The sequence below is a fragment of the Synechococcus sp. BA-120 BA3 genome (genome assembly GCF_034931285.1).
In the GTDB taxonomy this organism is placed as follows: domain Bacteria; phylum Cyanobacteriota; class Cyanobacteriia; order PCC-6307; family Cyanobiaceae; genus Cyanobium.
In genome coordinates this window covers 1-516 of sequence record NZ_JAYGHZ010000525.1, presented here as the reverse complement: position 1 = coordinate 516, position 516 = coordinate 1, and the positions used below count along the sequence as shown (strand labels likewise).

Here is a 516-nt window from a genome sequence, read left to right as displayed (position 1 = left end):
GGCTCCAGGTCAGCCACCAGCTGCGCAGCGACACCGGCGCCGGGACCCCCGGGCAGCGGCGCTTCGTCGCGGCGCTGGAGGGGCAGGCCGAGGGGATCCCCGCCCCCGGGCCGTTCCGCAGCTCCGGCGGGGGCGGCGACCGCCGGGTCTCCACCCCCGTGCTGCCCGCCCGCGAAGCCCTCGGAACCCTGGCGGGCAGCCTGGAGGTGGCAGGCCGGCTCAGCGGCGTTCCCCTGGCGGCGCCGGTGGTGGTCTGGGAGGAGCGCAACTGGCTCCTGGGCGTCCGCCAGCACCTGCTGCTGGAGCTCGATCTCCAGGCCCTCGAGGCGATCCCGGGACTGGATCTGGCGGTCGTGCTCGCCCCGGTGCGGCCGGCGGCGGTGCTGCAGGCGAGACCCGCCCCTATCGCGGCGTCCCCTGCCGGGGACAGCGGCGGCCGCCGTCTGCTCTGGCCCCTGGAGCCCGGCCAGGTCAACGTCCTGGAACTGCGCTGCTGACGCTGGAGCGGCCTGGGGC

The 516-nt window shown here is 77.5% G+C and carries 1 protein-coding gene; it reads left to right on the top strand.

Translation table 11 applies throughout. The features are described from left to right. A partial coding sequence (locus tag VB737_RS17290; protein ID WP_500314791.1) for a DUF3153 domain-containing protein occupies nucleotides 1–497 on the top strand: 497 nt, incomplete at its 5' end. Between the last annotated feature and the right edge of the window lie 19 nt (nucleotides 498–516).